Here is a 22,117-nt window from a genome sequence, read left to right on the forward strand (position 1 = left end):
CACTACCCCCCCCCCCACCCCCCCCCCCCCCCCCCCCCCCCCCCTCCCCCACCCCCCCCGCCCCCGGCCGTTTCGTCGTGCCGTGGCTCAGCCGCGGCGGTGGCGCCCGCCGGCCTGGACGGTCTCGGCGTCCGCGGCGGCCGTCCCGGCGTCGCCCGCCTTCTTCTTCCGGCGCTCGCGCAGCACCTCGATCAGGATCGGCGAGACCGAGAGCAGCACGATCAGCAGCACCGCCGGGATCAGGTACTTGTCGATCACCGGGGCGAGCGCGTCACCGAAGAAGTAGCCGATGAGCAGCATGGACTCGGTCCAGAGCACACCGCCGATCACGTTCCACAGGAAGAACGTCCGGGCGGGCATCTCCAGGGTGCCCGCGACCGGGTTCAGGAAGGTGCGGACGATCGGCATGAAGCGGGCCAGCACCACGGCCTTGCCGGGCCCGAACTTGTTGAAGTACTCCTCGGCCTTCACCACGTACTCGCGGCGGAAGATCTTCGACTCGGGCTTGTCGAACATCTTCGGCCCGACCTTCACCCCGATCAGGTGCCCGAGCTGCGCGCCGGCGACGGCGGCGATCGGGGCCCCGATGAGCAGGGCCGCGATCGGCAGCTTCGCGCCGTCACCGAGCACCGACGAGGCGGCGTTCGAGGCGGCGACGCCCGCGATGATGAGCAGGGAGTCCCCCGGGAAGAAGAACCCGACCAGGAGGCCGGTCTCCGCGAAGATGATCGCGATCAGCCCGATGGCACCGAGGGACGAGATCAGTGATTTGGCGTCGAGCAGGTTGACGGCCAGCTGGTTGTAGTCCACGGCCGCAGGATAGCGGGCCCGTCTTTACCGAAGCTTCGCCCCGGTGGCCGAGAGGCCTCTCATCCTTTCGTAGCACCCCGTAGCGCGTCTCGTACCCTGTCGCCTGGCACGTGGGAGCCGTCATCCCGACTGGCGGGCTGCATGCTGACCCCGGAGCGCAAGTCTGGGAAGATGACACGGGCGTCCGGACCGCGGTCGCAAACACCCTCATTGTCGTACCGCGGCGGCCGCCTCGAACCCAGGTACCGGAGAGCCGCACCGCAATGCCGCGCTCGGCTGCCGGCGCCCCGGAGTCGTAACGAAGGCGTACACAGCGTCGGACAGCACCGTCCGTACGCCGCAACCCGACAGGAGCGGATCGCATGCCCATCGCAACTCCCGAGGTCTACAACGAGATGCTGGACCGGGCCAAGGCGGGCAAGTTCGCCTACCCGGCCATCAACGTCACCTCCTCGCAGACCCTGCACGCCGCCCTGCGCGGCTTCGCCGAGGCCGAGAGCGACGGCATCATCCAGATTTCGACCGGTGGTGCGGAGTTCCTGGGCGGCCAGCACAACAAGGACATGGTGACCGGCGCCGTCGCGCTGGCCGAGTTCGCGCACATCGTCGCCGCCAAGTACGACATCACCGTCGCTCTGCACACCGACCACTGCCCGAAGGACAAGCTGGACGGCTACGTCCGCCCGCTGCTGGCGATCTCCGCCGAGCGCGTGGCCAAGGGCCTGAACCCGCTGTTCCAGTCGCACATGTGGGACGGCTCGGCCGAGACCCTGAACGACAACCTGGCCATCGCCGAGGAGCTGCTGGCCCAGGCCGTCGCCGCCAAGATCATCCTTGAGGTCGAGATCACCCCGACCGGCGGCGAGGAGGACGGTGTCACGCACGAGATCAACGACGAGCTGTACACCACCGTCAACGACGTCGTCCGCACCGCCGAGGCCCTGGGCCTGGGCGAGAAGGGCCGCTACCTGCTGGCCGCCTCCTTCGGCAACGTGCACGGCGTCTACAAGCCGGGCAACGTCGTCCTGAAGCCGGAGCTGCTGCGCGAGCTGCAGGACGCGATCGGCAAGCAGTACGGCAAGACCGACCCGTTCGACTTCGTCTTCCACGGCGGCTCGGGCTCCAGCGCGGAGGAGATCGCCACCGCGCTGGAGAACGGCGTCGTGAAGATGAACCTGGACACCGACACCCAGTACGCCTTCACCCGCCCGGTCGCGGGGCACATGTTCGCGAACTACGACGGTGTGCTGAAGGTCGACGGCGAGGTCGGCAAGAAGAACACCTACGACCCGCGCACCTGGGGCAAGCTCGCCGAGGCCGGCATGGCCGCCCGCGTGCTGGAGGCCGCCCAGCAGCTGCGCTCGGCCGGCAACCGCCTGAAGTAAGGCAAGTAAGGCACGGTCTGCGCTCATGCCCCCCAGTGGTTCACTGGGGGGCATGACCATTCACCAGAACCTCCTCGGGGGTCCGCCCCCGACGCACCTGCCCGCCGAGCCCGCTCCGCTGGAGCTGCTGGCCGGCGGCGCCTCCCCGGCCGAGGTCGCGGCGAAGTACCCGACCTCCTCCCTGGCCTGGGCCCAGCTCGCCGACGACGCCTTCGCCGCCGGCCGCACCGTCGAGTCCTACGCGTACGCCCGTACCGGGTACCACCGCGGGCTGGACTCGCTGCGCCGCGCGGGCTGGAAGGGCCACGGCCCGGTGCCGTGGGAGCACGAGCCGAACCGCGGCTTCCTGCGGGCGCTGCACGCGCTCGGCCGGGCCGCCGCCGCGATCGAGGAGAAGGAGGAGGCGGAGCGCTGCGCGCAGTTCCTCCGGGACAGCTCGCCGACCGCCGCCGCCACCCTGGGCTGACGCCCCGAATCGCGCGCACAGCGCGTCCGAGCCTGCCGCCCCCGCCGCCCTTCGAGGCAGCGGGGGCGGTCTCGAATCGGGCTGCATATCCGGTATGTGGACATTCACCAGGCCTCCATGCCAGGGTTACCGGGCGAGGGGGACGCACACACAAGTTCGAAGGCTCCGCGGCCCCACGGTCAGACAGGAAGCCTCACTGTGCCCGCAGCCCGACCCGACCAACGCGGCTCCCGCGCGCGCAGCTCCCGTGGTGCGGCGTCCCGTGCCGGAGGCTCCCGCCCGGCCGCCCCTCGGGCCCGCGGCGGCCGGGCCGGCCACGGCCAGGCGGGCGGCGGGCGCAGACGGCGCCGCCAGCGCCGCAGGCTCGGGCCCGGGATGATCACCGCGCTGGTGGCGGCCGTGGCGATACTCGGCGGCACGCTCTACGTGCTGAACCGCCCCACCGCCCCGTCCGGCGGCGGGCAGACCGCCCAGGGCCGGGTCGCCCCGTCCGACGGCGGCACCCGGGCCGCGGCCGCGCCGGCCGCGACGCCGACGCCCACCCCCTCGCAGCAGCCCACCCCGCCACCCGCCCCGGAGCCGTCCGCTCCCGAACCCAGCGCCCCGGACCCGGGCCCCAGCAAGGGCGCGGGCACCTTCACCGTCGCCCCCGGCGCGGCCGCGGCGGTGGGCAAGGGCACCGTCCGCCGCTACCGGGTGGAGGTCGAGGACGGCATCGGGATCGACCCGGCGGCCGCCGCCGCACAGGTCCAGGGCATCCTGGCCGACAAGCGGGGCTGGACCAACGACCGCAAGAACGGCTTCCAGCTGGTGGCGAGCGGCGCGTACGACTTCACCGTGAAGATCGCCTCGCCGGCCACCGTGGACAAGATCTGCGGCGCGGCCGGACTGGACACCCACGGCGAGGTCAACTGCAACGTCGGCAACCAGGTGCTGGTCAACGTCAAGCGCTGGAACACCGGCTCACCGCAGTTCACCGGACCGATCGACGAGTACCGGGCGCTGATCGTCAACCACGAGGTGGGGCACCGGATCGGCCACGGCCACGAGACCTGCCCGGGCAAGGGCAAGCCGGCGCCCGCGATGATGCAGCAGATCTACGGTCTCAAGGGCTGCGAGCCGAACGCCTGGCCGTACTCGGCGGACGGCAGCTACCTCGGCGGTCCCTCCGTCCCGTAGCAACGGGCGCCGTAGGCTGACCGGATGACAACTGACCGTAAGACAGCACTCGCCCTGCTGGCCTCGACCGGGCTGCTGCTCGGCACGGGCGCCTGCTCGTCCAGCGGGTCCGACGCCCCGGCCGACGGCGCGAAGCTCTCCTACGCCAAGCTGAAGTCGACGGCGCAGGGCCTCGGTTCCTCGCCGTCCTGCCCGTTCGGTCTCGACCTGGCCGCGGCACTGAAGGCCAGTGGGATCGAACGCAGCGTCACCCCGGCCGGCGGGGACAAGCCGGTCCGGGTCGATGTCGTGCCGGCCGAGGCCGCCCAGCCGCTTCCGCCCGGGGTGACCCCGACCCCGTCGGTCGCCTCGATCCCGGCGCGGCCCGAGAGCGTGCAGGTCTGGTGCTCCTACACCGCCGGAACGACCCCGGTGGAGATCGCCGTCGTCGCCGCCCCGGCGGAGAAGGTCGCCGTCAACCTTGCCCTGCCCTACGTCCAGGCCGCCGGCCAACTCACCAGCGACCAGCTGGTCAAGGTGTCCACCGAGCAACCCGCCCCCGGCGGGAGCGGGACCACCCCCGGCGAGGCCTCGGTCGGCATCGCCCGGCTCCCGGTCACGAACCACGGCGACCTCGCCCTGATAGTCAGCCAGGGCACCTCGGCGCCCGCCGTCGACAAGGCGCTCACCGGGGAGGCCCTGCAACGGCTGACCGAGAAGCTCGCCGCCCAGCTGCACGCCTGACCGTCAGCCCAGCAGCGGCAGGTGCTCCCGCAGGTCGCTCCGCTCGCCGCTGGCCGAGACGGCCGCGTCGTCCACCGCCGTCGCCCAGTCGGCCCGGCCGGTGGCGAGCCGGATCCAGGTCAGCGGGTCGGTCTCGACCACGTTCGGCGGGGTGCCCCGGGTGTGCCGGGGGCCCTCCACGGCCTGCACGACGGCGTACGGCGGCACCCGCAGCTCGACCGCACCGCCGGGTGCCTGGTCGGCCAGGGCGTCGGCGAGCAGGCGGGTGACGGCGGCCAGCGCCTGCCGGTCGTGCGGGAAGGCGGCCAGGCCGAGCGCGTCGGCCAGGTCGTCGGCGTGCACGACCGCCTCGACCAGCCGGGTCACCAGCATGTCGGCGAGCAGCATCGAGCCGAGCCGGATCTCGAACCGCCGCTGCGGGTCGGCGGCTTCGGGCCGGTCGAGGACGGCCAGCAGGGCGTCGGCGGCCCGGTCGAAGGCGGCCGCCACCGCCGCTGGGTCCCCGGCGAACTCCGCGCCGGCGTGCTCGCGCGCCCCGGCGTCCAGCAGCGGCGCGACCTCGGCCACCCGGGCCACCCAGCGCAGCAGGTCCAGCGGCGGGCGCCCCTCCAGCGGGTCGTCCAGGTGGGCCGGCACCCAGTCGAGCTGGACGGCCAGGTGTGCCACCAGCTCGCGCACCCGCCACTCCCCCAGCCTGGTCGGCCGGGCCAGCAGCCGCTCGGCGTCCGGGCCGGCACAGAGCCCGCGGACGGCGGCGCGCAGCGCCTCGGTCTGCCCCGCGAGCGCGGCGCGCACCTTCGCGGGCTGGTACGTACGGGACTTGGCAGGCATGGGCCCCAACATACGCCGAGGGGCGGACGGTTCAGTCGAACCGTCCGCCCCTCAGTCACTCGCCCGCTCGCCTCCGGTCCGCGCCGCGGCCCTTCGGCTCGGGGCGGGCGATCAGGCGAGCAGGGCCTCGATGACGCCGGTGTGGGCGTCCTTCAGCTCGGCCAGCGAGACGGTGAACTGCCCCTGGACGTCCAGCACATCGCCGTCGACCACGCCGATCCGGGTGGCCGGCAGGCCGCGTGCGGTGCACATGTCGTTGAACCGGAGCTCCTCGCTGCGCGGCACCGCGACAACCGCGCGGCCGGCCGACTCGGAGAACAGGAACACGAACGGGTCCTGGCCCTCGGGCACGATGATCCGCGCGCCGTGGCCGCCCTTGAGGCAGCTCTCCACCAGGGCCTGGCCCAGGCCGCCGTCGGAGAGGTCGTGCGCGGCGTCGATCATGCCGTCGCGCGAGGCGGCGATCAGGATCTCGCCGAGCAGCTTCTCCCGGCCCAGGTCGACCTTGGGCGGCAGACCGCCGAGGTGGTCGTGGACCACCTGCGACCAGGCCGAACCGCCGAGCTCGTCCTCGGTGTCACCGAGCAGGTAGAGCAGCTGGCCCTCCTCGGCGAAGCCGATCGGGGTGCGCCGGGTGACGTCGTCGATGACGCCGAGCACCGCGACCACGGGGGTCGGGTGGATGGCGACCTCGCCGGTCTGGTTGTAGAGCGAGACGTTGCCTCCGGTGACCGGGGTGCCGAGCTCCAGGCAGGCGTCGGCCAGGCCGCGGGTCGCCTCGGCGAACTGCCACATCACGTCCGGGTCCTCGGGGGAGCCGAAGTTGAGGCAGTCGGAGATGGCGAGCGGCTTGGCGCCGCCGGCCGCGACGTTGCGGTACGCCTCGGCGAGGGCCAGCTGGGCGCCGGTGTACGGGTCCAGCTTGGTGTAGCGGCCGTTGCCGTCGGTGGCGACCGAGACGCCGAGGTTGGTCTCGTCGTCGATCCGGATCATGCCGGAGTCCTCGGGCACCGAGAGCACGGTGTTGCCGAGCACGTAGCGGTCGTACTGGTCGGTGATCCAGGACTTGGAGGCCTGGTTGGGGCTGCCGGCGACCTTGAGCAGGTCGGCCTTCAGGCCCTCACCGGTGGTCGGCCGGGCGAGGCGCTCGGCGCTCGGGGCGTCGGCCTGCAGCGCGTCCTGCCAGCTCGGGCGGGCGTACGGGCGCTGGTAGGTCGGGCCCTCGTGGGCGACGGTGCGCGGCGGCACGTCCACGACGAGCTCGCCGTGCCAGAAGATCTCCAGCCGCTCGCCGTCGGTCACCTCACCGATGACGGTGGCGATGACGTCCCACTTCTCGCAGATCTCCAGGAAGCGGTCGACCTTGCCGGGCTCGACGATGGCGCACATGCGCTCCTGCGACTCGCTCATGAGGATTTCCTCGGGCGAGAGCGTGTTGTCGCGCAGCGGCACGGTGTCCAGCTCGATCCGCATACCGCCGGAGCCGGCCGAGGCCAGCTCGGAGGTGGCGCAGGAGAGGCCGGCGCCGCCGAGGTCCTGGATGCCCTTGACGAGCTTCTCGGAGAAGATCTCCAGGGTGCACTCGATGAGGAGCTTCTCCTGGAACGGGTCGCCGACCTGGACGGCCGGGCGCTTGGCCGGGCCGGTGGCGTCGAAGGTCTCGGAGGCGAGCACCGAGACACCGCCGATGCCGTCGCCGCCGGTGCGGGCCCCGTACAGGATGACCTTGTTGCCGGCGCCGGAGGCCTGCGCGAGGTGGATGTCCTCGTGCTTCATCACGCCCACGCAGAGCGCGTTGACCAGCGGGTTGCCCTGGTAGCAGGAGTCGAAGACGACCTCGCCGCCGATGTTCGGCAGGCCCAGGCAGTTGCCGTAGCCCCCGATGCCCGCGACGATCCCGGGCAGCACGCGCCGGGTGTCCGGGTGGTCGGCCGCACCGAAGCGCAGCGGGTCCATCACGGCGACCGGGCGGGCGCCCATCGCCAGGATGTCGCGCACGATGCCGCCGATGCCGGTGGCCGCGCCCTGGTAGGGCTCGATGTACGACGGGTGGTTGTGCGACTCGACCTTGAAGGTGACCGCGTAGCCCTGGCCGACGTCGACCACACCGGCGTTCTCGCCGATGCCGACGAGCATCGCGTCGCTCTGCGGCTTCTTGTCGCTGAACTGCTTCAGGTGGACCTTGGAGCTCTTGTACGAGCAGTGCTCCGACCACATGACGGAGTACATCGCGAGCTCGGCGCCGGTCGGACGGCGGTCGAGGATCTCGCGGATGCGGACGTACTCGTCCTGCTTGAGGCCGAGCTCGGCCCAGGGCTGGGCGGCGTCCGGGGTCTGCTCGGCGTTCTTGACGGTGTCGAGGCTCATCAGGCGTTCACCAGCTGCTTCAGTACGGAAGTGAAGAAGCCCAGCCCGTCGATGGTCGGACCGGTGAGCGGCTCCACGGCGTGCTCCGGGTGCGGCATCAGGCCGACGACATTGCCGGCGGCGTTGGTGATGCCGGCGATGTCGCGGTACGAACCGTTCGGGTTGCCGTACCCCTCGGCGGCGTTGCCATGGGCGAGGTAACGGGCGACCACCCGGCCCTCCGCCTCCAGTTCGTCCAGGACGTGCTCGTCCGCGACGAAGCGGCCCTCGCCGTTCTTCAGCGGGACGACGATTTCCTGTCCGGCCGAGTAATCCCGGGTCCAGGCGGTGCCGTTGTTCTCGATGCGCAGCTTCTGGTCGCGGCAGATGAAGTGCAGCGAGTCGTTGCGGGTGAGCGCGCCGGGCAGCAGGTGCGATTCGCAGAGCACCTGGAAGCCGTTGCAGATACCGAGAACCGGCATTCCCAGCTTCGCCTGCTCGATGATGGTGTCCATCACCGGGGAGAAGCGGGAGATCGCGCCGCAGCGCAGATAGTCGCCGTAACTGAATCCGCCCGGCAGGACGACGGCGTCGACCTGGTGGAGATCCTTGTCACGGTGCCAGAGGGCGACCGGCTCGGCGCCGGCCAGGCGGACCGCGCGCTGGGCGTCGCGGTCGTCGAGGGAACCAGGGAAAGTGACGACGCCGACTCGGGTGGTCACTTGCCCTCCTCCTCGACGCGGACGGTGAAGTCCTCGATCACGGTGTTGGCGAGAAAGGTCTCGGCGGCTTCGCGGATACGGGCGAGCGCGGCGTCGTCGACCGGGCCCTCCAGCTCCAGCTCGAAGCGCTTGCCCTGGCGGACGTCGGCGATCCCGGTGAATCCGAGACGGGGCAGTGCGCGCTGCACCGCCTGTCCCTGGGGGTCGAGGATCTCCGGCTTGAGCATGACGTCGACTACGACGCGTGCCACTGGCACTCCCGGTGGTGTCTTCGTGAGGCGGGGGAACTCCAGACTACCGGGGGTTTCGGGCGGGATTGCTGGCCGGGGCGGGCGACGCGCGTAGACCCGAGACCCTTACGCCGCAAGGGTTCCGGGCCCGTACCCCACCCCGGCGGGCACCCCATTTCTGCGGATTCGGCGCCCCGAACGAGAACGGCCGAAGAGCACCCGAATACCGGCACTCCGGGACAGATCGGCCAGCCGAGTGCGCCGGTATCCGGTACTCCGGCGAAGACACGTGAATATCCGGAAAAGAAAGCCGGACTCTTCGATTTCGACCCGCTTCGGGTGCAGAATAGGGCCACCTACTGCGGCAAGTGCTGCGTATCCGGCACGCCATCAGGCCTGCCCGTATGCGCTTGCGCGTGTGGTGCACATCAGGCCACGGGAGCGCACCCCGCGCCCTTCGGCCGAATTGCCCGAGAGGATTGACACCCATGGCTCAGCGTGTAGTCGTCACGCTCTCCGACGACCTGGACGGCGGTGCCGCCGCGGAAACCGTCCACTTCGGCGTCGACGGGAAGTCCTACGAGATCGACCTGTCCCTGGACAACGCGGAAAAGCTGCGGGAGGCCCTCGCTCCGTTCGTCGCGGCCGGCCGCCGCCAGAGCCGCACCGGAAAGTCCTTCCGCCGTACCGCGCTCACCCCGGACCCGGCCGCCGTACGCGCCTGGGCCCAGTCGCGCGGCATGGAGCTGCCCGCCCGGGGCCGCATCCCCAAGCACGTGTACGAGCAGTTCGCCGAGGCGAACTGACCCCGTCGGAGCCCGGTCGTCCCACCTGCCCGAAAGGGTGGGGCGACCACCCCGAACGATGCTGTAGAGTATTCCTCGTCGCCGCAACGGAGAGATCCCGAGAGGCGGCGGGTGCCCCACCAGGCACCATGCGGACGTGGCTCAGTTGGTAGAGCATCACCTTGCCAAGGTGAGGGTCGCGAGTTCGAATCTCGTCGTCCGCTCGCAGTGCGCGAGCACAGCACAACTCAATAGTTTGACCTGCGGACGTGGCTCAGTTGGTAGAGCATCACCTTGCCAAGGTGAGGGTCGCGAGTTCGAATCTCGTCGTCCGCTCCAGCACGAAGGGCCCCCTCGATCGAGGGGGCCCTTCGGCGTTCCCCGGCCCGTATTTCCCCGGCCCGCCGGCAAGCCCGGGCCGATGACATTTGTCACCGCCCACCCGGGTAACCGCACCGCGTTCTCATGACGGCGCGCACTGCCCGCGGCGCCCGGGCGGCAGAAGGCTTGAGGCATGGAAACGAGCCAGCCCCTCGCCCCGAGCGAGCCCGTGATCGAGGTCACCGGCCTCCACCGCCACTACGGCTCCGGCGCCACCGGCCACCACGCGGTGCGCGGCGTCGACCTCACCGTCGGCCGGGGCGAACTGTTCGCACTGCTCGGCACCAACGGGGCCGGCAAGACCTCCACCATGGAGCTGATCGAGGGCCTCGCCGCCCCGACCGGCGGTGAGGTCCGGGTGCTCGGCCACGACCCGCACCGCGAGCGGGCCGCGCTGCGCCCCCGGATCGGCATCATGCTCCAGGAGGGCGGCTTCCCCGGCGACCTCACCGTCGCCGAGACCGGCCGCAGCTGGGCCGGGATGACCAGCCGCACCCGCCCGGTGGACGAGGCCCTGGAGCTGGTCGGCCTGATCGCCCGCCGCAACGTCCGGGTCAAGCAGCTCTCCGGCGGCGAGCGCCGCCGGCTCGACCTGGCGATGGCCCTGCTCGGCCGCCCCGAGGTGCTCTTCCTCGACGAGCCGAGCACCGGCCTCGACCCGGAGGCCCGTGCCGCCGTCTGGCGCCTGGTCCGCGAGCTGCGCGCCCAGGGCACCACGGTGCTGCTCACCACGCACTACCTGGAGGAGGCCGAGGAGCTGGCCGACCGGCTGGCCATCATGCACGGCGGCCGGGTCGTCACCGCCGGCACCGTGGCCGAGGTGATCGCCGGCCGCCCCTCCCGGATCACCTTCGAACTCCCCGAGTTCTCCGGCGCCTCCCTCCCGCCGCTGCCCGAGGCCGAGGTCGTCGCGGTCGGCCGCCGGATCACCGTCCACACCCCCCGGCTCCAGACCACCCTCACCGCGCTGCTCGGCTGGGCCGACCACCACGGCATCGCGCTCGGCGCCCTCGACGCCCGCAGCGCCTCGCTGGAGGAGGCCTTCCTCGCCATCGCCTCCGAGGCCGCCCACCAGCCCCCGGCCGACGCACCCGCCGCTCCCACCGCCCGCCGCCGCCTGATCGGACTCGCCCGATGACCACCGCCACCGTCCTCTCCTCCAGCGCCGGCCCGCAGAGCACCGTCGGTCCGCGGAGCACCGCCGTCCGCCGTCTGCTCGCCCTCGGCCGGGCCGAGGCCGTCCTGCTGCTGCGCAACCGCACCGCGCTGTTCACCGCCCTGCTGCTGCCGCTGCTGATGGTCGGCGGGCTGAAGAGCGTGCTCGACCAGCAGGCCGAGGACAACCCCGGCCTCGACGTCGACTCGCTGCTGGTCAACGGCGCGGTCGGGATGGTGCTGGCCTTCGTCGTCTACTACAACCTGACCGCCGCGTACGTGGCCCGCCGCGGCGAGCTGGTGCTGAAGCGGCTGCGCACCGGTGAGGCCCGGGACGTCGAGATCCTGGCCGGCACCGCGGTGCCCTCGGTCGGCCTCGCCCTGCTGATGTGCGCCGTCATCGGGGTCGTCGGCGCCTGCGCCCTGCACCTGACCGTGCCGGTCAACCCGCTGTTGCTGGCCGCCGGGCTGGTCCTGGTCGTCGGCACCCTGATGGCGCTGGCCGCGGTCTCCAGCGCCTTCACCCGGACCGTCGAGAGCGCGGGCATCACCACCATGCCGGTCCTGCTGCTCACCCAGTTCGGCTCCGGCCTGTTCTTCCCGCTGGAGGTCATGCCGGACGGCCTCGCCGACTTCTGCCGCCTGCTGCCCACCACGCCGGCCTTCCAGCTGATCCGCATCGGCTGGTTCGGCACCGACGGCTCCGAGGCCGCCACCGGCTTTCTCGGCACCTGGGCCACCGCCGCCCCGCACCTGGTCACCGGCACCGTCTGGCTGGGCCTCGCGGCCTGGGGCGCGGTCCGCTACTTCCGCTGGGAGCCGCGCCGCTGAGACTTCTCTGGTAGGAAGAGCGAAGCAACGATCATGATCGAACCGGGGGCGGAACAGATGGACGTACGCGGGCCGATGCGTACCTGGAAGGGCTACGGCAAGCCGCAGCGCTCCGAGTTCTACCTCCGCTGGTCGCTCTACCTGATGCCGCTGATCCTGCTGATGGCGATCCTGCTGGCCGTCGGATCCACCGTCGAGCAGGAGAAGACCCTCGACGCCGGCCGGGTCAGCGTGGTCGTCGGCCTTGCCACCACCCTGCTGGCCTGCCGGGCCTTCCGCACCTCGCTCGACCACTACCTGAAGCGGCCGTCCGACCACCTGCGCTGGCTCCTGCTGACCGGCGGGGTGGCGTTCGCCGGTTCCTGGGCCGTCCTGCTGCTGGGGCCGGCCGGCGGTGGCGCGGAGAACCGCACAGGGCCGCCGTTCACCGCCGTGGTCGTCTCCGCGCTGGTGTCCTCGGCCTTCGGCCCGGCGAGCGTGGGCCTGTCGCTGCGGCAGGCGTACCTCGCCGGGCTCGGCGCCCGGCTGCTGATCGTCCCCGCCGCGCTGCTGGCCGGGATCGACGCCCCGACGGCGGCCGGCCTGCTGGTCGGCGACCTGTTCGCGATGGCCATCATCGGCCTCAGCTGCCGCGGCTGCGCCTGGCTCCAGGGCGTGGTCTCGGAGCTGGATGCCGCCCGCGAGGCGCAGTCCCGGCTGGCCGTCGCCGAGGAGCGGCTGCGGTTCTCCCGGGACCTGCACGACGTGATGGGCCGCAACCTCACCACCATCGCGCTGAAGAGCGAGCTCGCCGTCCAACTGGCCCGTCGCGGACGCCCGGAGGCCGCCGACCAGATGACCGAGGTGCAGCGGATCGCCCAGGAGTCGCAGCGCGAGGTCCGGGACGTGATCCGCGGCTACCGCACCGCGGACCTGCACGCCGAGGCGATCGGTGCCCGCGCTGTGCTCCGCGCCGCCGACGTGGTCTGCGAGATCGACCTCGGCGAGGACGCCTACCAGCTGCCGCAGCCCGTGCAGTCGGTGCTCGGCTGGGTGATCCGCGAGGCGACCACCAACGTGCTGCGGCACAGCGAGGCGGGCCACTGCGCGATCCGGCTGCGCCGGGAGGACGGCCGGGCGGTGCTGGAGCTGGAGAACGACGGGGTGCCGGCGGTGCCGATCCCCTCCCAGGGCAGCGGCACGGGGCTGCGTGGACTGCGGGAACGGCTGGCCGTGCACGACGGCGAGCTGACCGTCCCGGAGGCCGGACCGGGCCGGTTCCGGATGCTCGCCACCGTCCCGCTCTGAGCCACCGTCCCGCTCCGAGTCACCAGCTCGCTCCGGCCCACCCGCCCGCTCCGATCCACCGTAAGCCCGCCACCGTAGGAAGGCCCGCCCGATGACCGACACCGCCCCCGTGCGCGTCCTGCTCGCCGACGACGAGCATCTGATCCGCGGGGCGCTGGCCGCACTGCTCTCCCTGGAGGAGGACATCATCGTGGTCGCCCAGGCCGCCTCCGGCCCGGAGGCCGTGGCGATGGCCAAGGCGCACCGCCCCGATGTCGCGGTGCTGGACCTCCAGATGCCCGGCCTGGACGGCATCGAGGTGGCCACCGAGCTGCGCCGGCTGCTGCCGGACTGCCGCACGATGATCGTCACCGGCCACGGCCGCCCGGGCTATCTGAAGCGGGCGCTGGAGGTCGGGGTGCGCGGCTTCCTGCCGAAGACGGTCTCGGCGGCGGATCTGGCCGGGATCATCCGCACGGTGCTGGCGGGCGCGCGGTACGTCGACCCGGAGCTGGCGGCGGACGCGATCAGCGCGGGCGAGACACCGCTGACCCCGCGCGAGACGGACGTGCTGGAGCTGGCCGCCGACGGCACCTCGATCGCCGAGATCGCCGAGCGCGCGGCGCTCTCCCAGGGGACGGTCCGCAACTACCTCTCGTCGGCGGCCGGCAAGCTCGGCGCCGAGAACCGCCATGCGGCGGTTCGGATCGCCCGCGAGCACGGCTGGATCTGAGACCCGGCCGCGCCCGCGGGCGGCGTTCCGCGGGGCTTACGCCCAGGAGGTGCCGGTCAGCAGCTCGTAGACCTCGGCGTACTTGGCGCGGGTCTGCTCGACGATCTCGGCGGGCAGCTCCGGCGGCGGCAGCTCGCTGTGGCGGTCCCAGCCGGAGGCCGGGGAGACCAGCCAGTCACGGATGAGCTGCTTGTCGAAGGACGGCTGCGAGCGGCCGGGCTGCCACTGATCGGCGGGCCAGAAGCGGGAGGAGTCCGGGGTGAGCACCTCGTCACCGATCACCAGCTCGCCGTCGAGCAGGCCGAACTCGAACTTGGTGTCGGCCAGGATGATGCCGCGGTCGCGGGCGATGTCCCGGGCCCGGGCGTAGACGTCGAGGGTGGTGCGGCGCAGCTGGTTGGCGAGCTCGGCGCCGATCCGGCGGGCGGTCTCCTCGTAGGAGACGTTCTCGTCGTGCTCGCCGACCTCAGCCTTGAGCGCGGGGGTGTAGATCGGGGCGGGCAGCTCGGAGCTGTTCTCCAGGCCCTCGGGCAGGGCGATGCCGCAGACCGTGCGGTCGGCGTTGTACTCGGCCAGGCCGGAGCCGGCCAGGTAGCCGCGGGCCACGCACTCGACCGGGATCATCTCCAGGCTGCGGCAGACCAGCGTGCGGCCCTTCCAGTCGGCGGGGGCGCCGGCCGGGACCTCGGTGGAGATCACGTGGTTGGGCACGATGTCGGCGATCCGCTCGAACCACCACAGCGAGAGCTGGGTGAGGATGCGGCCCTTGTCGGGGATCTCGTTGGGCAGTACCCAGTCGTGGGCCGACATGCGGTCGCTGGCGACCATCACGAGGTCGCCCGACTCGGTGCGGTAGAGGTCGCGCACCTTGCCGGTGTGCAGGTGGACCAGGCCGGGCACCTGGACCGGCTCGGGCTTGGTGACAAATCCGCTCAAGGTCGTCTCAGTCCTCAGGGGTCGTTCGCGGGCGTGGGGCGCGAAAGGGGAGGTCACTGCCCCTGAGTCTGTCATGGACGCCCGCACCGGCCCCGACGGCCCGGGCCTGATCCGGCCTGCGGCATAGGACGGGCCTCCGGCTCAGCCGTTCTTGCAGAGGCGGTCCAGCAGGTTGGCGGTGGCCCGCTGGATCCGCTCGTCGGTGAGGCCGGGCCGGTCCAGCGCGGGCGACCAGGCAAAGGTGCCGGCGGCGAAGACGTACGCGCCGCTCGGTGCCCGGTAGAGCGAGGTCTCCTGGTACCGGGTGCGGCCGGCGAGGTCCCGGTACGGGGAGTGCGCGAGCAGCACCCGCTCGGTGTGCTCGGGCAGCGCCACCTTGGGGTAGTAGCGGTCGGCCTCGCCTGCCACCAGGCCGGGCAGCTCGTCGCCCTCCTGGACGCCGGTGCCGTCCCAGAGCCAGTGCGCAGTGTGCCGGGCGACCAGCGGGACGGGGGCGGCGACCCGGCCCGAGTACTGGAGGCCGAGCAGGTGCTGCTCGGGCTCGCCGGCGTCCCGCCAGAGCGCGCTGGCGGAGCCGGAGACCCCGGCGGCCGGGCTCCCGGGCTGGACCTTCTGCCGTTTTCGGCAGTTGAGCAGCCGGTTGGGCTCGCCCGAGGGCGCGGGGCTCAGCTCGACCCGCCAGTACATGGTGTTGGCGGAGAGGAAGACCAGCGAGGTGCCGCCGTCGCGGGCCCGCTCGGCGGCCCGGCGCATCGGCTCGGACCAGTACTCGTCGTGGCCGGGGAAGACCAGCGCCTTGTGCCGGGCCGGGTCGACCAGGCCGGCGTGCAGGTCGGTGGCGGTGGCGTAGGAGAGGTCGTAGCCGTACCGCTCGGCCCAGCGGATGAAGTCGTAGGCGTGGCCCACGTGCAGCGGCAGTCCGGCGGTGGCGTGCGGGCGGTCGAAGGAGACGGTGACGGCCGCCTCCTGCTCGCCGACCAGCCGGCCCTGGTCGTCCCAGGCGTGGTAGAGGCTGGCACCGCTGCGGCCGTCCTCGGGGAAGAGGTTGTACGCCTGCCAGGTCACGTCCGGGAGCACCAGCAGCAGCTCGGCGGCGTGCGCCTGGTCCTCGAAGTCCCGGACGGTGAAGGGGATGTGGCTGCGGTGCAGCATGTCACCGGTGGTCAGCACGGCGACGTAGGCGCCGGGCGGCCAGTGGGCGGGGATCTGCAGCCGCCAGGAGTGCCACCAGTGGTGGCAGGAGACGGTCCGGCCCACGACCAGCGGGGCGGGCTGGGCCAGCCCGGCGATCAGCGGACTGGACGTCATGTGGTGCGCGCCGTCGCCGCCGTAGTGGCCGATCCGGTAGACGTCGACGGTGAACTCGCGGGGCGGGTTGACGGTGACCCGGAAGTCCACCGAGCCGCCGGGGCGGACGATGCCGGCCGAGGCGAAGCCCTTGATCTGCTGCACCACGTCGTTGGCGCCCTGCGGGGTGCCGACCGGCGGCTTGGGTCTGGTGCACCCGGCCAGCGGCTGCTGGCCCGGCGCGTCCACCGAGACGTACCAGGGGACGGCTCCCTCGGCGCCCGCCAGGTACTGGTCGGGGCTGCGCAGCCAGGGCAGCGGGCCCTGGCCGAAGGGGTCGGAGACGCTGTACGCGTGCGTTCCGGACTCCCAGCGGCGGTTGAGTTCCGTCCCCACGCGCCCCTCCCACAGATGCACCCTCGCCGGTTGGCATGTGCCTCCCGGATGTGCGTGCGGTCCAATACATCACAGAGTGCTGGCGCTGTGTCACCCAACGGTAGCAACTGGTGGTGGGGAATCTTCCGGCCTGCCCCGGGGAGGGCCTCCGGCCTGCGAAGACCCGCCGCCCCCGGCCGCCCCGGGGGCGCGAGCGCGGGCGCCGAGCGCCCCGCCGCCCCTGCCGCCGGACCGGGTCTAGAGCCGGACCGGCTTCTCCAGCCGGACGTCGGCGGCGTCCAGCCAGGTGCGCAGCGGGCCGTCCTGGCCCTGTTCCACGGCCTGGGCGACCGGGCCGGCCAGGTCGGTACGGCGGACCCCGCCGATCAGCAGCACCGGGCCGTCCAGCCAGTCCAGGCCGGGGGTGGCCCCGGCGGTGTCGACCGCGGCGCAGCAGACCATCGCGGTGACGTGGTCGACCAGGAGGTCCCGCCCGGTGCGGACGGGCTCCAGCAGCGGTGCGGGGGCCGTGGTGCGGGCCAGCTGGGCGGTGAGCGAGGCGGCCAGCTGCTCGCCGTCGCCCTCGGCGAGGCGGACCAGCAGCCGGGTGAGGGTCGGGGAGCCGGGGCGGGCCTGCGGCGCCAGGCGGTCCAGGGCGGACTGCAGCGCGGCGGCCCGGGCCCGCCAGCCGGCGTCCACCACCTCGGCGGGGTAGTCGGCCCAGTCCAGCTCGCGCCAGCCGCCGGACGCGGGCCGGCCGAAGAACAGCTCGGCGGCGAGCAGTGAGACGGCCTCGTCCACCACGCCGGGCTCCTCCAGCAGGTCGCAGGCGGGGCGGTCGCCGAGCCGGCTCCCGTAGCCGTCGGCCAGCCGGTCGCGCCGGGACAGCTCGGTGAGCGCGGCGACCACGCCGGCGTTGAGGTGCGCGGGGTGCCGGCCGAGCCGCCAGGCGGGCAGCGCGACCCGGGTGAGCAGCCGGTCCCAGCCGGCGTAGGCCAGGCCGACCTGCTCCTGGGCGGCGATCCGCAGGCCGTAGTCGACCGATCTGGCCTGCTCGGAGGCCCAGCCGGCGACGGCCCGCTCCAGCTCGGCGGAGTGCCCGCGGCAGGCGCCGAGCAGCCGGCGGGTGATCCGGTCGGTCAGTGCGGCGGGGCCCCGGCGGCGGGTGCGCGGGGCGGCGGGCGCGGCGGGCGCAGCGGCTCCGGCCGGCCCGGGGGCGGCCGGGTCCAGGCTGGCGTCCAGGCCGCGCAGGAAGCGGCGGGCGGCGGCGATGTCCGGGTCGGCGGAGGCCGCGGTGCCGGCCACCACCGGGGCGAGCAGCGCGCGCAGCTCGCCGGCCCGCATCCACCAGAGGAACGGCGAGCCGATCACCAGCACCGGCGCGGGCGGCTCGTCCGCGTCGCGCGGTGCCCGGCGGGCCGGCGGGACGTCCTCCAGCCAGCTGTCGCAGTCCGGGGTGAGCGCGATGGCGGAGGGTGCGGGGACCTCCAGCCGGTCGGCCAGCTCGTCGATCAGCCGGTACAGCTCGGGGGCCTGTGCCCGCTCCAGCGGGATGGCCGGGGTCTGCGGCGGGACGGCCCGGCGGTAGGCCCGGGCGGCTATGCCGGCCACCAGCAGGGTGCCGGCGGCCACCGCGCAGACCACCCAGCGGACGGCGTCCCAGGCGGCGGCGTCGGAGGCGCCGGGCGCCCCGAGCCGGCCGGTGAACCGGCCCGCGAGCAGCACCACCGCGACGGCGGCGGGCAGTGCGGCGGCGGCCAGGGCGAGACCACGGACCCGCAGGACCGCGTGGGCATGAGCGCGCGCGGTGTCGAAAGCGGTCATACGGTGCGGCACCCCCTTCGGAGCCCTCGGGCACCCGGTGACGGGCCCTGAGCCGACTCGAAACGATCAGTTCCGACTGGGAAACGGCGGCGTCCGATCCCCGGTAGTACATGCTGCTTGGCGCTTGTGACATTTTTGACGCCCGTACCCGGGTGGGTGTTCCGGATCTCGCCGGTTTCCACTCGTCCCGGTGACGCTGCCCGAATTCCGGACGACCGCGCCGAGGCGTCGTGCGAAGCGGTCCGGGCGTGCCCGCCCGGCCGGACGCCGTCCAGCATCCCCCCGCGCGACCGCCGCTACCCGGCGGCGGCCGCGAGCGGCACGGCCCGGGGTGCTGCGGACCAGCGCACCATAAGGCCGGGCGCGCGGTTACGTCAGCTGGATGCGGTTGCTGTCACTCGATGGGCTGGATTCCGGCCGCCGAACGGTGTGGCGGCCGCCGGAACCGCTCCGGCCCCTCCTGACCCGCAAACGCCGCAGGGCGCTGCGTCCATGGGGGTTGTTTCCCCGCGAACGCAGCGCCCTGCGGCGCACCGAAACCGCCTGCTACTGGGCGGCCTTGAGCGCGATGTCGGTGCGGTGCTGGCCGCCCTTGAGGCTGATCCGGCCCACCGCGTCGTACGCGCGGCCACGCGCCTCGGCCAGGTCGGTGCCGGTGGCGGTGACCGAGAGGACGCGGCCGCCGGCGCTGAGCACCTGGCCGTCCTCGTCCGCCCGGGTGCCCGCGTGCAGCACGTACGCCGTGCCGTCGGCGGCCTCGGCCTCGGCCAGGCCCTCGATCGGGTCGCCGGTGCGCGGCGCGGCCGGGTAGCCCTCGGAGGCGATCACCACGGTGACGGCGGCGCCGTCGTCCCAGCGCAGCGGCTCCAGCTGGTCCAGCGTGCCGGTGGCGGAGGCGTGCAGGACGCCGGCCAGCGGGGTGCGCAGCCGGGCCAGCACGACCTGGGTCTCCGGGTCGCCGAAGCGGGCGTTGAACTCGATCACCCGGGTGCCGCGCGAGGTGAGCGCCAGGCCCGCGTAGAGCAGGCCGGAGAACTCGGTGCCGCGGCGGCGCAGCTCGTCCACGGTCGGCTGCAAGACGGTCTCCAGGACCTCCTCGACCAGGCCCTCGGGCGCCCAGGGCAGCGGCGAGTAGGCGCCCATGCCGCCGGTGTTCGGGCCCTCGTCGCCGTCCAGCGCGCGCTTGAAGTCCTGCGCGGGCTGGAGCGGGAGGACGGTGGTGCCGTCCGTGATGGCGAAGAGCGAGACCTCGGGGCCGTCGAGGAACTCCTCGATGACCACGCGCTCGCAGGAGGCGGCGTGGGCCAGCGCGGCCTCGCGGTCGGAGGTGACCACGACGCCCTTGCCGGCAGCCAGGCCGTCGTCCTTGACCACGTACAGCGCGCCGAAGGCGTCCAGCGCCTCGGCGGCCTCGGCCGGGGTGGTGCAGACGTAGGAGCGGGCGGTGGGCACGCCGGCCGCGGCCATCACGTCCTTGGCGAAGGCCTTCGAGCCCTCCAGCTGGGCGGCCCGGCCGGACGGGCCGAAGACCGGGATGCCGGCCGCGCGCACGGCGTCGGAGACGCCCGCGACCAGCGGGGCCTCCGGGCCGACCACGACCAGGTCTGCGTCGAGCTGCCGGGCGAGCGCCGCGACCTGCGCGCCGTCCAGCTGGTCGACCGGGTGGACCGTCGCCACCTGCGCGATCCCGGCGTTGCCCGGGGCGCAGTGCAGCTCGGTGACGGCGGGATCTTGGGACAGAGAGCGGCACAGGGCGTGTTCGCGGGCGCCGCCGCCGATGACGAGGACCTTCACGGTTGGCAAGGGTAGTCGGTGGCCGGTTCCGGCTGCCCCCCGGTCCCGTCGGAAGCTACAGCGGAAGCCGTCCGTACGCTTCCGGCCTAGGAGGAACCTCCAAGAGCGGGCACCGGTCGTACGCCCGGGGTGTCCGGGTCAGGACAGCGGGTCACCGGGGCCTCGCTCGGACGGGTGAAATCTCGCCGACCGCCGCAACCCGCTCACCTCGGCTTCCGGTGGTCGGATCCGGTAACGATCATTGGCGAAGCGCCCCCATGGTCAGCCATTTGGCGGTAAGAAGTGCTGTTGGACCACCACCGGCCGTCGGCCGGTACGCCGTCCCCGGGGCGACCACACGCGCCCCGGGGCGTCGCGCGTCCGATGCGTCACCCGTCGTTTCACGGCCGGCCAGGCCGACGACACGTCAGGGCGATGCGCTGTCAGACCCAGCAGTCCGCCCGCCACAGGGAGCCCCACAGGTGAGCCAGCCGGAAATGCAGCCCGAGGAGAGTGCCTGGGGCAAGGAGATCGGCGAGGAGGACCAGCCCGCCGCTACAGTCGCGCGCCCGGCGTCCACCCGCCACCGGACCGATCTGAGCACCCGCCAGTTCCCGTTGGGAGACTGGGGCGAGCCCGCCGAGCGGCTGGAGGAGCTCTACCGCTGGTCCGAGGAGCGGGCCGTGGAGGCGATCGACTGGTACCGCCGGGACCGGATCTGGAAGCGCCGCTGGGCCAGACTGCTGCGGTTCGGCTCGGCCGGATTCGCGGTCGGCGGGGTCACCGCCCCGCTGGTGGACCTCACCGGCACCGTCGCGAACGCCACCAGCTGGGGCTACGTCGGCCTGGCGCTCTCCGCCGCCTGCTACGGCGCGGACCGGGTGTTCGGCCTGACCTCCGGCTGGATGCGGGACGTCTCCACCGCGCAGGCGCTGCAGCGCCGGCTGGAGGCCTTCCAGTTCGACTGGGCGTCGGAGTGCGTGCGCGAGGTGCTCGGCCCCACCGAGGGCACCGCCGGCGAGGCGGCCGAGCGCTGCCTCGGGGTGCTGCGGCGGTTCTGCGAGGACGTCTCGGACATGGTCCGCACCGAGACCTCGGAGTGGATGCTGGAGTTCCGCGCGGGCATGACCCAGCTGCCCACCCAGGCCGCCGGCAGCTGGGGCGGCCGCAGCGAGACGGGCGTGGGCGCCCAGGTGCGGATCCTGCCGCCGCCGGGCACCCGGCCCACCATGCCGCGCCAGCGGCCGCCGGAGGGCCCGCTGCGCTAGGGCTTGGGCGGGCGGCCGGCCGGCCGGGAGGGGACCGGCTCGGGCGCTCAGGCTCGGGCTCAGGCGCTCGGGCTCAGGCGCTCAGGCTCAGGCTCAGGCTCAGGCTCAGGCGAAGACGATCATCGAGCCCTGGGTGAGGCTCCGGGTGGCCGCCGCGTACAGGCCCGCCCAGGCGTGCCGCTCCCGGGCGAAGGGGTGCAGGTCGTCCAGCGGCGGGCCGAACGGCTGCTCCAGGCCGGTGGGGCCGAGCGGCCGGGTCGGGTCCGGCGGGTTGGCCGGGTCGATGCCCAGCGCCGGCGCGACGGCCTGCAGTTCGCGCAGCAGCCCGTGGCTGGAGCCCAGCGGGCCGCCCGCGACGAGCAGCGCGTCGTCCACCAGCGGCACCGCGAACTCGATCGGCACGTACGCCCCGGCGTGGTCGAAGTGCCAGACCAGGTGCGACTGTTCCGCGCTGCTCTCGAACATCTCCAGCAGCTGCTCGTAGTCGCCGCCGAGCGCGTCCACCGGCGTGATGTCCAGGCCGGTCAGCCCCAGCAGGTAGGCGCGGCGCAGGAAGTGCAGCGAGTCATAGTCGAAGGCGGCTATCGGCTCGACCGCCCCGCTGAGCCCTGGCACGTACTGGTAGACCGGTACCTCGGGCAGGCCGCGCGAGGTCAACACGGCGTTGTAGAGCGCGAGATCGTCCCGGAAGGGGTTGTCGGGGCTGTGGCTCAGCACGTCCACGAGCGGGACGAGCCAGAGGTCGCAGGCCATGGGCCGGCTCTTCCTCTCCGGGCGGCGGGTGCCGTTCGCGGGGCGAACGACGGGCGGA

At 73.2% G+C, this 22,117-nt stretch carries 20 protein-coding genes and 2 tRNA genes; 12 read left to right on the forward strand and 10 right to left on the reverse strand.

Going from position 1 to position 22,117, the window contains the following annotated elements; translation table 11 throughout:
- Positions 1–87: 87 nt before the first annotated feature.
- On the reverse strand, positions 88–810 hold the full coding sequence (locus ACZ6NC_RS34590) for a DedA family protein (protein ID WP_465737834.1): 723 nt from the start codon (positions 808–810) through the stop codon (positions 88–90).
- A 362-nt stretch (positions 811–1,172) separates the two neighbouring features.
- Between ACZ6NC_RS34590 and fbaA the strand changes: the two genes are divergently transcribed.
- The 4 genes from fbaA (at position 1,173) to ACZ6NC_RS34610 (ending at position 4,563) form a co-directional block, all read left to right on the forward strand.
- On the forward strand, positions 1,173–2,195 hold the full coding sequence (gene fbaA / locus ACZ6NC_RS34595) for a class II fructose-bisphosphate aldolase (RefSeq protein WP_465737835.1): 1,023 nt from the start codon (positions 1,173–1,175) through the stop codon (positions 2,193–2,195).
- 52 nt (positions 2,196–2,247) lie between these two features.
- Positions 2,248–2,661, forward strand: coding sequence for a DUF3151 domain-containing protein (locus tag ACZ6NC_RS34600; protein ID WP_465737836.1), 414 nt, complete (start codon positions 2,248–2,250; stop codon positions 2,659–2,661).
- Positions 2,662–3,036: 375 nt separating this feature from the next.
- The gene (locus ACZ6NC_RS34605) at positions 3,037–3,840 is read left to right on the forward strand and encodes a DUF3152 domain-containing protein (protein ID WP_465737837.1); all 804 of its coding nucleotides are present in this window, start codon (positions 3,037–3,039) and stop codon (positions 3,838–3,840) included.
- 24 nt (positions 3,841–3,864) lie between these two features.
- Positions 3,865–4,563: a hypothetical protein gene (locus ACZ6NC_RS34610; RefSeq protein WP_465737838.1), complete on the forward strand. Its 699-nt coding sequence runs from the start codon at positions 3,865–3,867 to the stop codon at positions 4,561–4,563.
- A gap of 3 nt (positions 4,564–4,566) precedes the next feature.
- Here ACZ6NC_RS34610 and ACZ6NC_RS34615 read toward each other — a convergent pair whose 3' ends face one another.
- The 4 genes from ACZ6NC_RS34615 to purS all read right to left on the reverse strand — a co-directional run bounded on the left by ACZ6NC_RS34615 (position 4,567) and on the right by purS (position 8,713).
- Complete coding sequence (locus ACZ6NC_RS34615; protein WP_465737839.1) at positions 4,567–5,394, reverse strand: sterol carrier family protein; 828 nt, start codon at positions 5,392–5,394, stop codon at positions 4,567–4,569.
- Positions 5,395–5,505: 111 nt separating this feature from the next.
- Positions 5,506–7,761, reverse strand: coding sequence for a phosphoribosylformylglycinamidine synthase subunit PurL (gene purL / locus ACZ6NC_RS34620; RefSeq protein WP_465737840.1), 2,256 nt, complete (start codon positions 7,759–7,761; stop codon positions 5,506–5,508).
- A complete protein-coding gene (gene purQ / locus ACZ6NC_RS34625) occupies positions 7,761–8,462 on the reverse strand; it encodes a phosphoribosylformylglycinamidine synthase subunit PurQ (protein ID WP_465737841.1) in 702 nt (233 codons plus the stop codon). Before purQ ends, purL begins: the two co-directional genes overlap by 1 nt.
- On the reverse strand, positions 8,459–8,713 hold the full coding sequence (gene purS / locus ACZ6NC_RS34630; protein ID WP_030304493.1) for a phosphoribosylformylglycinamidine synthase subunit PurS: 255 nt from the start codon (positions 8,711–8,713) through the stop codon (positions 8,459–8,461). The genes purQ and purS overlap by 4 nt, the downstream gene beginning before the upstream one ends.
- 467 nt (positions 8,714–9,180) lie before the next feature.
- Between purS and ACZ6NC_RS34635 the strand changes: the two genes are divergently transcribed.
- The 7 genes from ACZ6NC_RS34635 (at position 9,181) to ACZ6NC_RS34665 (ending at position 13,843) form a co-directional block, all read left to right on the forward strand.
- Positions 9,181–9,498 carry a histone-like nucleoid-structuring protein Lsr2 gene (locus ACZ6NC_RS34635; RefSeq protein WP_465737842.1) on the forward strand — a complete coding sequence of 106 codons (318 nt, stop codon included), beginning with the start codon at positions 9,181–9,183 and terminating at the stop codon, positions 9,496–9,498.
- A gap of 130 nt (positions 9,499–9,628) precedes the next feature.
- Positions 9,629–9,701 (forward strand) — tRNA-Gly (locus tag ACZ6NC_RS34640).
- Positions 9,702–9,740: 39 nt separating this feature from the next.
- Positions 9,741–9,816, forward strand: a tRNA-Gly gene (locus ACZ6NC_RS34645).
- A gap of 175 nt (positions 9,817–9,991) precedes the next feature.
- Positions 9,992–10,996, forward strand: coding sequence for an ABC transporter ATP-binding protein (locus ACZ6NC_RS34650; RefSeq protein ID WP_465737843.1), 1,005 nt, complete (start codon positions 9,992–9,994; stop codon positions 10,994–10,996).
- Positions 10,993–11,844, forward strand: a complete 852-nt coding sequence (locus ACZ6NC_RS34655) for an ABC transporter permease (RefSeq protein WP_465737844.1) — start codon at positions 10,993–10,995, stop codon at positions 11,842–11,844. Before ACZ6NC_RS34650 ends, ACZ6NC_RS34655 begins: the two co-directional genes overlap by 4 nt.
- A gap of 75 nt (positions 11,845–11,919) precedes the next feature.
- Positions 11,920–13,131 carry a sensor histidine kinase gene (locus ACZ6NC_RS34660; RefSeq protein WP_465737845.1) on the forward strand — a complete coding sequence of 404 codons (1,212 nt, stop codon included), beginning with the start codon at positions 11,920–11,922 and terminating at the stop codon, positions 13,129–13,131.
- 91 nt (positions 13,132–13,222) lie between these two features.
- Positions 13,223–13,843, forward strand: a complete 621-nt coding sequence (locus tag ACZ6NC_RS34665) for a response regulator (RefSeq protein ID WP_465737846.1) — start codon at positions 13,223–13,225, stop codon at positions 13,841–13,843.
- Positions 13,844–13,879: 36 nt separating this feature from the next.
- Here the strand turns inward: ACZ6NC_RS34665 and ACZ6NC_RS34670 are convergent, their stop codons facing one another.
- From ACZ6NC_RS34670 to purD, 4 genes are all read right to left on the reverse strand, one after another.
- Entirely contained in the window at positions 13,880–14,779 is a 900-nt protein-coding gene (locus ACZ6NC_RS34670) for a phosphoribosylaminoimidazolesuccinocarboxamide synthase (RefSeq protein ID WP_465737847.1), read from the reverse strand.
- Between the two features lie 141 nt (positions 14,780–14,920).
- Positions 14,921–16,462, reverse strand: coding sequence for a N,N-dimethylformamidase beta subunit family domain-containing protein (locus ACZ6NC_RS34675; RefSeq protein WP_465737848.1), 1,542 nt, complete (start codon positions 16,460–16,462; stop codon positions 14,921–14,923).
- A 237-nt stretch (positions 16,463–16,699) separates the two neighbouring features.
- Positions 16,700–18,265, reverse strand: coding sequence for a hypothetical protein (locus tag ACZ6NC_RS34680; protein WP_465737849.1), 1,566 nt, complete (start codon positions 18,263–18,265; stop codon positions 16,700–16,702).
- 546 nt (positions 18,266–18,811) lie between these two features.
- Positions 18,812–20,059 (reverse strand): phosphoribosylamine--glycine ligase, encoded by a 1,248-nt coding sequence (gene purD / locus ACZ6NC_RS34685; protein ID WP_465737850.1) that lies wholly within the window; start codon positions 20,057–20,059, stop codon positions 18,812–18,814.
- 461 nt (positions 20,060–20,520) lie between these two features.
- Here purD and ACZ6NC_RS34690 point away from each other — a divergent pair, with 461 nt between their 5' ends.
- A complete protein-coding gene (locus ACZ6NC_RS34690; RefSeq protein ID WP_465737851.1) occupies positions 20,521–21,306 on the forward strand; it encodes an SLATT domain-containing protein in 786 nt (261 codons plus the stop codon).
- 105 nt (positions 21,307–21,411) lie between these two features.
- Here the strand turns inward: ACZ6NC_RS34690 and ACZ6NC_RS34695 are convergent, their stop codons facing one another.
- Positions 21,412–22,059, reverse strand: coding sequence for a hypothetical protein (locus tag ACZ6NC_RS34695; protein ID WP_465737852.1), 648 nt, complete (start codon positions 22,057–22,059; stop codon positions 21,412–21,414).
- Between the last annotated feature and the right edge of the window lie 58 nt (positions 22,060–22,117).

Source organism: Kitasatospora sp. NPDC041988 (assembly GCF_055588525.1).

Excerpts from the sequence above, each read along its gene's own strand:
- fbaA (WP_465737835.1), top strand. The coding sequence starts at position 1,173 with ATGCCCATCGCAACTCCCGAGGTCTACAACGAGATGCTGGACCGGGCC.
- ACZ6NC_RS34600 (WP_465737836.1), top strand. The coding sequence starts at position 2,248 with ATGACCATTCACCAGAACCTCCTCGGGGGTCCGCCCCCGACGCACCTG.
- ACZ6NC_RS34605 (WP_465737837.1), top strand. The coding sequence starts at position 3,037 with ATGATCACCGCGCTGGTGGCGGCCGTGGCGATACTCGGCGGCACGCTC.
- ACZ6NC_RS34610 (WP_465737838.1), top strand. The coding sequence starts at position 3,865 with ATGACAACTGACCGTAAGACAGCACTCGCCCTGCTGGCCTCGACCGGG.
- ACZ6NC_RS34615 (WP_465737839.1), bottom strand. The coding sequence starts at position 5,394 with ATGCCTGCCAAGTCCCGTACGTACCAGCCCGCGAAGGTGCGCGCCGCG.
- purL (WP_465737840.1), bottom strand. The coding sequence starts at position 7,761 with ATGAGCCTCGACACCGTCAAGAACGCCGAGCAGACCCCGGACGCCGCC.
- ACZ6NC_RS34635 (WP_465737842.1), top strand. The coding sequence starts at position 9,181 with ATGGCTCAGCGTGTAGTCGTCACGCTCTCCGACGACCTGGACGGCGGT.
- ACZ6NC_RS34650 (WP_465737843.1), top strand. The coding sequence starts at position 9,992 with ATGGAAACGAGCCAGCCCCTCGCCCCGAGCGAGCCCGTGATCGAGGTC.
- ACZ6NC_RS34655 (WP_465737844.1), top strand. The coding sequence starts at position 10,993 with ATGACCACCGCCACCGTCCTCTCCTCCAGCGCCGGCCCGCAGAGCACC.
- ACZ6NC_RS34660 (WP_465737845.1), top strand. The coding sequence starts at position 11,920 with ATGCGTACCTGGAAGGGCTACGGCAAGCCGCAGCGCTCCGAGTTCTAC.
- ACZ6NC_RS34665 (WP_465737846.1), top strand. The coding sequence starts at position 13,223 with ATGACCGACACCGCCCCCGTGCGCGTCCTGCTCGCCGACGACGAGCAT.
- ACZ6NC_RS34680 (WP_465737849.1), bottom strand. The coding sequence starts at position 18,265 with ATGACCGCTTTCGACACCGCGCGCGCTCATGCCCACGCGGTCCTGCGG.
- ACZ6NC_RS34695 (WP_465737852.1), bottom strand. The coding sequence starts at position 22,059 with ATGGCCTGCGACCTCTGGCTCGTCCCGCTCGTGGACGTGCTGAGCCAC.